The following is a 7,212-nucleotide window of genomic DNA, read 5'->3' on the forward strand; positions in this document are numbered from 1 at the left end:
AACCCCTCAATAGTTAAAGATCCGGTTGTAATGTCATAGACTCCCTGATAACAGGCTACATCTTGAGCGTGCAGATGTCCTGTGAAGACCAGGTGTACACCTGCTGTTTGCAACCGAGAGACGAGGGCAGACGCATTGCCTAGCATGTACCGCCGTCCCATGACATGACGAGACTGATCGGGCAGGTGCTCCACAACGTTGTGGTGAATCATCACCAGTTTCAGGTCAGTCGGAAACTCGGCCAGAACGGATTGCAGCCAGATCAGTTGGCGATCGTCCAGCCAGCCGATCTGCTTTCCCTCATCTGTGAAGGTATTGGAATTGAGAGCAATCAATCGCAGTCCGGGTTTCAACAGGCAGGTGTAATACAACTGCTCCGGATTTTCATAGCCAAATGCACGATAGAAGTAGGGAAAGTCCGCCAAGCCAATAGATTGAGCATTGGCTTCCAAGCAGGGGACATCATGATTGCCAGGAATCACATACGCCGGGTAGGGAAGCTGAGCCAGTCGTTTGGCTAACCAGGCATGATTTTCCGGCTCTCCATGTTGGGTCAAATCCCCCGGTAATAGTAAAAAATCCAGGTCAAGTACACTCAATCGTTCCAGCACCGTCTCCAGTGCAGGAATACTGACCTCTACCAGGTGCACCCGACCGGGATGATCCCAAACAGTGCGGGGCAGCGTAATGTGAGGATCGCTGATGATGGCAAAGCGGCACTTTACACTCATCCTTTTCACTCTACCGCGATCGCGCTCCCCAATCCCTACCGCTGATCATCTCGGCGGCGATCGCGCAGTTCCCTTAAAATCCGCCGATTCTCAATCTGCAAACCCCGGATATCGGTGCTGTTTTCTGCTACCAGTTCAAAAGTATCCATACCAAACTGAACCAGATCCTCAATACTGGCACGAGTGTCACGAGTAAACTCATCCAACTGTTCCTGAGTTCTCTGTTGTGCAGCCTGTAGTTGCGCCATTAGCTGTTCATTCTTGAGTTGAGCTTCTAGCAGAGTGGCAATCTGGCTTGTGTTCTGCAGCAGGATAGATTCAATGCATTCAAACTGTTCTTCGGGAGTCCTCGTATAGGAGGATAGTGGGACTAACGTGATTCTATCTGTGTAGGATAGGAAAGCGACAAATTTACCCCCAGCGGGAAACTCTTGCCATTGAAATAGCGCCAGAGTATAGAAGAGCCGCGATCGTATGGGTTGCAGGTCAGATGCAAATGAAATCCAGCATAGTAGAGACAGATTCATGAAGATTAATTTCCTATCAGCCAAAACTTTTCTGCCGTTCTTGCTTTGCGGAGTAGTCCTGGGTGGGGCTGCGATCGGGCAACCGGGGCAGGCGCAATCTAGCCAAAGGCAATCACCGATGCAGGTCGCTCAGGCCCAATGGCAATCCTTCTCCTCAAGTGATGGGGGCTTTTCGGTGTTAATGCCAGGACAACCCACGCAAAGGAAGCAAACCCTCAATACTCCTGCTGGAGACATCAACACTTATTTTTATATCTCCACCCAGGACAGCGGCAAGGTTAACTATATCGTTTCCTATGTGGAACTGCCCAAAGGAGTGGAAAATATACCAGCTCCCGTTCTGCTAGAAGCGATGGCCAGTGGCTTGATAGGAGGCGATCGGATGAAGGTTGTGAGTGAACAGGCGATTAAACTCGGCGATTATCCAGGTCGCGCCTTCAAAATTGAAGCTCCAGACAAAGCCTTAATTGTGCATCGAGCCTATTTGGTGAAGCAGCGGATTTACCAGATTGCCGTGCAAGTTCCGCAGACTCAGGAAAAAACATTGGCTGGCGATGTCGATCGCTTTTTCAATTCCTTCAAACTGTTGTAGGTAATAGAGGTGGTGCAGTGTCCCTAGTTCGGGTGCGAGAGCATGTTAACCCACTGAGTAAGAAGTATCAGGTTACCATTGAGCCTCCCGATTGGGCCAAGATTTATGCGGATTGCAATCGCCCCCTGCACCTGGATATCGGTTGTGGTCGGGGGAAATTTCTGCTGCAAATGGCTCAGATCCAGCCAGAATGGAATTTTCTGGGACTGGAAATTCGCGAACCGTTAGTGAAACAGGCTCAGGAATGGCGAAATGAGCTTGGCCTGACCAACTTGCATTATCTGTTCTGCAATGCTAATAATTCTCTCCGGCCCTTGTTGAATTCCTTACCACCAGGACATCTAAGAACTGTCTCCATCCAATTTCCCGACCCCTGGTTCAAACGGCGACACCAGAAACGCCGAGTCGTGCAACCGGAACTGGTGGCAGATCTCGCTGAATTCTTAGTACCCAGTGGCACCGTTTTTATGCAATCGGATGTGGAAGAGGTGGCTGTGGATATGCGCGATCGCTTCCTGGAAAACCCATCCTTCACGCCCCAATCCTCTGGCTGGCTACCGACCAATCCTCTCCCTGTACAAACCGAACGGGAACGGTTGGTTCTCTCCTATGGCGATCCGGTGTATCGGATTGTCTTTGAAAGAAAGGCTAAAGTATAGTGAACGGGCGATCGTCATCCTGAGGCGGTGTTACATTCTCAATCAACCATACAGTTTCAAGCTTGGGTTGAATCAGGCAACAGAAGAGAGGACGGCTAACGGTTGAGCCTGAATCTCAGATAATTGGTTTCAAACTTGGGTTGAATTAGGCAACAGAAGAGAGAGTTTGGGAACCGACGATCGCCCGATAATAGTTCTGTAACTGCTGGGTAGCCGAAGACCAACCCCAGCGTTCTGCTTCTCGACGGGCATTGTGACGCAGATTGTCCCGTTCTTGAGGATTTGCAAATAAGCGTTGGGTAGCTGCAATCGCGCCATTCTCATCATTGGGATCAAACAGGAATCCGTTCACCCCATCTTCCACAATGTCGGGAATTCCTCCGGAGCGGGCTGCCACCACCGGACACCCTGCCGCCATCGCTTCCAGCAGGACTAATCCCAGAGTTTCGGTACGGGATGGGAAGATGAATGCGTCGGCTGAGGCAAAGGCGGCTCCCAGTTCTAATCCCTGTAGATAGCCAACAAAATGGGTGGGTGTCCCTTCAAAGTGTTTTTCCAGTGCCTGTCGATATGGCCCATCTCCAACCAGCGCCAGCCTTGCCCCCGGAATGGCTTCCATTACAGGTTTAATGCGATCGATTTCCTTCTCCGCAGACAGGCGACCGACATAGAGAAGTAACGGGTTATCGGGATGACCTTGGCTGAGGCGCGATCGCATTTCCCAACTGGCTAAGTGCGGCTGAAACAGTTCCGTATCCACACCCCGCTGCCATAAATCCACTCGCTCAATGCCGTGTTCCGTCAATGCCTGCATCATCGCCGTAGACGTACAGAGATTTAATTGCGCCTGATTATGACCGGCCTTCAACAGTTCCCACAGCAACCCTTCCAGCATTCCCATACCATAGTGTTGCAGATATTCGGGTAAGTGAGTGTGATAAGAGGCAATCAGTGGAATGTCCATTGTCTTGGCGTAATATAGACCTGCCAATCCCAGAACCGCCGGATTTACCACATGAATGAGATCTGGTTGGAAGAGGCGCAGGGTTTCCCCGATCGCCGGACGAGGTAACGCTAGCTTCAATTCTGGATACAACGGCAACGGGAACCCGGATACGCCAAAAATCTTTGCTCCCTTATACTCCGTCAGGCCACCCTCCGGCGAAATGACCAGTACCTGATCACCCAGCCGTTGTAGATGATCAACGGTATGTTTCAAACGGGTAACAATGCCATCAACTTTGGGCAGGAAGGTTTCGGTAAATAGAGCAATTCGCATGGGGAGGAACTAGGAATCAGGAATTGAAGGTTAGGGTTGGAAGATGGAAATACTGAGTTGATTTGTTGAAGGGTAAAGGGTTTGGGTGGATGAAATACCAACGGGAAAAGGTGAACTGGATAGTTCGCAAAACCTTAAAGCGTGGAGAACCTCTCATAAAATTTAGTACTTGAACTGTATACATTGACAAAGAAATTTCCGCCAGAAGAGAGCTATCGCCTGGTAGATCAACTTTGTCTGGTATCCTTGTCAATCCCAACGAACATTGCTAAGGGAAAAGGGCAGGGAACTACAAAAGAGTACATTCGCTTTCTCATAATTGCGAAAGGTTCGATTGAGGAAACCCAAGGAACTTTGTCCAAGTCCAGAAGCGTAGTTTCTCTGATAGGAAAACTCCAGTTCTCTAGCTGGACTTGGTTTATCTTCTGCTGCTAGCTAAAGATTTGCATTATGTAACGCATGACAAATATTGGGAGTTACTAAGTGAATACAACCAAGTCGGCAAAATGCTAAATGGTCTGATCACTGCCCTCAAGCAAAAACTAACCCCTAATTCCTAATTCCTAATCCCTAACCCCCTTCACCTACCGATGCCACTTCACCTTAGGCAGAATCTGAGCTTCATCTACCCGATGCTTATATTTGATCGCGAAGTTCAGCAGAGAATCCAGCAAGGAATCGGACAGATAGTGGGGTTGCAGCCCTAAATCGAGAAGATTAGTGTTTTTGGCGTTGAAGTAGTGTTCTTCTTTCTCAATCCGGGGATTATCCAGATTGTTCACTTCGACTTTCAGGCCCAGAGCAGAACCCGCTTTCTGCACCATGTTCGCCAAGTCGCCGACGCTAAACATTTCGGTGAACTGGTTGAAGACACGGAATTCTCCTGGATTAGCTGGATTTTCACAGGCAATTTCAATACAGCGAACGGTGTCCCGAATATCGAGGAAGCCACGAGTTTGTCCGCCTTTGCCATAAACGGTGAGGGGATGTCCGACAGCGGCCTGGATGCAGAAGCGATTGAGGGCTGTACCAAACACACCGTCATAGTCCAGGCGGTTAATCAGCAGTTCATCCATCCCGGTTTCTTCGGTCAGCACCCCGTAAACCACGCCCTGGTTCAGGTCAGTGGCCCGCAGGCCCCAAATGCGGCAGGCAAAATGGATATTGTGAGAATCGTGGACTTTGCTCAGGTGATACATACTACCCGGTTGCTTGGGATAGGGCAGGGTATCTTTGCGGCCATTGTGCTCGATCGTGATGTAGCCTTCTTCAATGTCGATATTGGGAGTTCCGTACTCACCCATCGTGCCCAGCTTGACGAGGTGGCAATCGGGGAAATCTTCCTTCATGGCATAGAGCAGATTCAACGTCCCGACCACGTTATTTACCTGGGTCATGACGGCGTGTTCTCGATCGATCATCGAGAAAGGAGCCGATCGCTGCTCACCAAAATGCACAATGGCATCAGGTTCAAACTGCCGCAGCGCTTTGCTGAGAAATTCGTAGTTGGTGATGTCACCAATAAACAGATCAATGACCTTTCCTGTGAGTTCCTGCCAGCGCTTGAGTCGATATTGGATGGGTGCAATCGGCGTCAATGTCTCAACACACAACTCATTGTCCCAGTGCCGACGCACCAAACTGTCCAAAATTCCTACCTCATGCCCTCGGTTGGACAAGTAGAGTGCAGTTGCCCAACCGCAGTAGCCATCACCACCAATAACTAGGACTTTCATGTTGCCAAATCGTGCTTGCGGATACTCTGCCAAATCTACCAGACTTGGGCACCTTGTGAGCTACCAATTTGGTGTTATGGAAAAATCCAAATGATGGGAGGGTGGGATGAGGGTATAGGGAGTTACCAAAAATGCAAAAAACCATCAAAGCCAGCACAGACTTTGATGATGCAAACTATCCCGGAAGTAATTTATAGGGAAGCAAAAGCTTGATCCACTGCCTGAATTGCCTGATCCACTTCTGCGGCATTCACAATCAGGGGCGGCACAAAGCGAACGACTTTGGGGCCTGCCGGAACCAGTAAAACGCCCTGATCGATCGCAGATTGAACCACTTGAGCCGAAGTTAATTCCAGATCTGGTTTAATTTCCAGACCGTTGATCAACCCCCAACCCCGGACTTCGGCTACTTTATCGGGATAGCAGGCTGCGATCGCCTGTAGACCTGATCTTAACTGTTCGCCCCGTTCCTGCACATTTGCCAGCAAGTTCTCTCGTTCGATAAATTGGCAAACAGCCAACGCCACAGCACAGGCAAAGGGATTCCCCCCAAAGGTGCTGGCGTGATCTCCGGGTTGAAAAACGTTGCAAAACTCCTTACACAGCATAGCCCCAATCGGAATGCCACCCCCTAAGCCCTTGGCAGAGGTGAAGATATCGGGTTCAATGTCCAGGTTCTCATAACCCCAGAGTTTACCCGTCCGGCCCATGCCCACCTGCACTTCATCACAGATCAGCAGAATGCCCTTTTGATCACAGATTTCCCGAATCTGCTGGAAGTAGGTTCGATCGCCCGGACGCACACCTCCTTCTCCCTGCAAGGTTTCCAGCAAAATCGCGGCAACTCGTCGTTCGTCTTTATCTATGTCTGCGATCGCCTGTTCCAAGGCGGCCAGGTCGTTATAGGGCACGTAATGAAAACCGGGAACCAGTGGGCTGAAGTCTTTTTGATACTTGGGCTGTCCGGTTGCCGTGATCGTGGCTAATGTTCGACCGTGAAAGCTGGCATGGGCGGTAATAATCACCGGATCGGCAATCCCTAAAACGGTGTGGGCATACTTGCGGGCTAGTTTAATCGCTCCTTCGTTGGCCTCTGCCCCGGAGTTACAGAAAAAGGCGCGATCGGCACAGGAATGATTTACTAACCACTTTGCTAACTCACCCTGAGCACTGGTGTAGTAAAGATTAGAGACATGATGCAAGGTTTGAATCTGTTGGGTCACCGCCTCTACCATCAGCGGATGAGCATGGCCCAAGGTACAGGTGGCAATTCCCGCCACAAAGTCCAAATATTCCCGTCCTTCTGTATCCCAAACCCGACAGCCTGCCCCTCGCTCTAAGGTAATCGGATAGCGAGCGTAGGTCTTCATCACGTATTCGTCAAATTCCTCCGAGGTAAACACAGAGGATACCCCGGTCTCTGATTCGGCAATAGCAGCAGCAGTTTGGAGTAAGGCTTCTGGACTCACTGGAATAATTCCTTTACTGAACAGGCTTCAAACCAAGAAAACTCTAATTCTGGACTTGGACAAGGTTTACCTTAGCAGAGTCAAGCCGTTTAGACTATCGACTCAACTCACCAGTCTTTACCATAGCCTACTGCTAGAAGATAGAACGAAGCTAGGCAGTCAGCGGTGACATCCTCCCGACACCGATGCTACGCATACGGTGCGGGCTTCCCAAGATCG

The 7,212-nt window shown here is 50.0% G+C and carries 9 protein-coding genes; 4 read left to right on the top strand and 5 right to left on the bottom strand.

The genetic code is table 11. The features are described from left to right. Together ACUVQO_RS21690 and ACUVQO_RS21695 are read right to left on the bottom strand one after the other, a co-directional pair. On the bottom strand, positions 1-731 hold a 731-nt coding region (locus ACUVQO_RS21690), incomplete at its 3' end, for a metallophosphoesterase family protein (RefSeq protein ID WP_445927903.1). A 35-nt stretch (positions 732-766) separates the two neighbouring features. Beyond that, positions 767-1,258: a hypothetical protein gene (locus ACUVQO_RS21695; protein ID WP_445927904.1), complete on the bottom strand. Its 492-nt coding sequence runs from the start codon at positions 1,256-1,258 to the stop codon at positions 767-769. On the opposite strand from ACUVQO_RS21695, the gene ACUVQO_RS21700 reads away from it, so the two are divergent. After that, entirely contained in the window at positions 1,257-1,850 is a 594-nt protein-coding gene (locus tag ACUVQO_RS21700; protein ID WP_445927905.1) for a hypothetical protein, read from the top strand. The genes ACUVQO_RS21695 and ACUVQO_RS21700 overlap by 2 nt on opposite strands. A gap of 17 nt (positions 1,851-1,867) precedes the next feature. Then, positions 1,868-2,509 carry a tRNA (guanosine(46)-N7)-methyltransferase TrmB gene (gene trmB / locus ACUVQO_RS21705; RefSeq protein WP_445927906.1) on the top strand — a complete coding sequence of 214 codons (642 nt, stop codon included), beginning with the start codon at positions 1,868-1,870 and terminating at the stop codon, positions 2,507-2,509. 145 nt (positions 2,510-2,654) lie between these two features. On the opposite strand, the gene ACUVQO_RS21710 is transcribed toward trmB, so the two are convergent. Then, positions 2,655-3,788, bottom strand: a complete 1,134-nt coding sequence (locus tag ACUVQO_RS21710; protein WP_445927907.1) for a glycosyltransferase family 4 protein — start codon at positions 3,786-3,788, stop codon at positions 2,655-2,657. A gap of 174 nt (positions 3,789-3,962) precedes the next feature. Between ACUVQO_RS21710 and ACUVQO_RS21715 the strand changes: the two genes are divergently transcribed. Then, a complete protein-coding gene (locus ACUVQO_RS21715) occupies positions 3,963-4,223 on the top strand; it encodes a four helix bundle protein (RefSeq protein ID WP_445927911.1) in 261 nt (86 codons plus the stop codon). Further along, complete coding sequence (locus tag ACUVQO_RS21720; RefSeq protein ID WP_445927908.1) at positions 4,202-4,348, top strand: four helix bundle protein; 147 nt, start codon at positions 4,202-4,204, stop codon at positions 4,346-4,348. Before ACUVQO_RS21715 ends, ACUVQO_RS21720 begins: the two co-directional genes overlap by 22 nt. A gap of 24 nt (positions 4,349-4,372) precedes the next feature. Here the strand turns inward: ACUVQO_RS21720 and ACUVQO_RS21725 are convergent, their stop codons facing one another. Together ACUVQO_RS21725 and ACUVQO_RS21730 are read right to left on the bottom strand one after the other, a co-directional pair. Further along, a complete protein-coding gene (locus ACUVQO_RS21725) occupies positions 4,373-5,524 on the bottom strand; it encodes an NAD-dependent epimerase/dehydratase family protein (RefSeq protein ID WP_445927909.1) in 1,152 nt (383 codons plus the stop codon). A gap of 191 nt (positions 5,525-5,715) precedes the next feature. Next, positions 5,716-6,993 (bottom strand): aspartate aminotransferase family protein, encoded by a 1,278-nt coding sequence (locus ACUVQO_RS21730; RefSeq protein WP_445927910.1) that lies wholly within the window; start codon positions 6,991-6,993, stop codon positions 5,716-5,718. Between the last annotated feature and the right edge of the window lie 219 nt (positions 6,994-7,212).

The sequence above is a fragment of the Leptodesmis sp. genome (genome assembly GCF_052746595.1).

Excerpts from the sequence above, each read along its gene's own strand:
- ACUVQO_RS21725 (WP_445927909.1), bottom strand. The coding sequence starts at position 5,524 with ATGAAAGTCCTAGTTATTGGTGGTGATGGCTACTGCGGTTGGGCAACT.
- ACUVQO_RS21700 (WP_445927905.1), top strand. The coding sequence starts at position 1,257 with ATGAAGATTAATTTCCTATCAGCCAAAACTTTTCTGCCGTTCTTGCTT.
- ACUVQO_RS21710 (WP_445927907.1), bottom strand. The coding sequence starts at position 3,788 with ATGCGAATTGCTCTATTTACCGAAACCTTCCTGCCCAAAGTTGATGGC.
- ACUVQO_RS21695 (WP_445927904.1), bottom strand. The coding sequence starts at position 1,258 with ATGAATCTGTCTCTACTATGCTGGATTTCATTTGCATCTGACCTGCAA.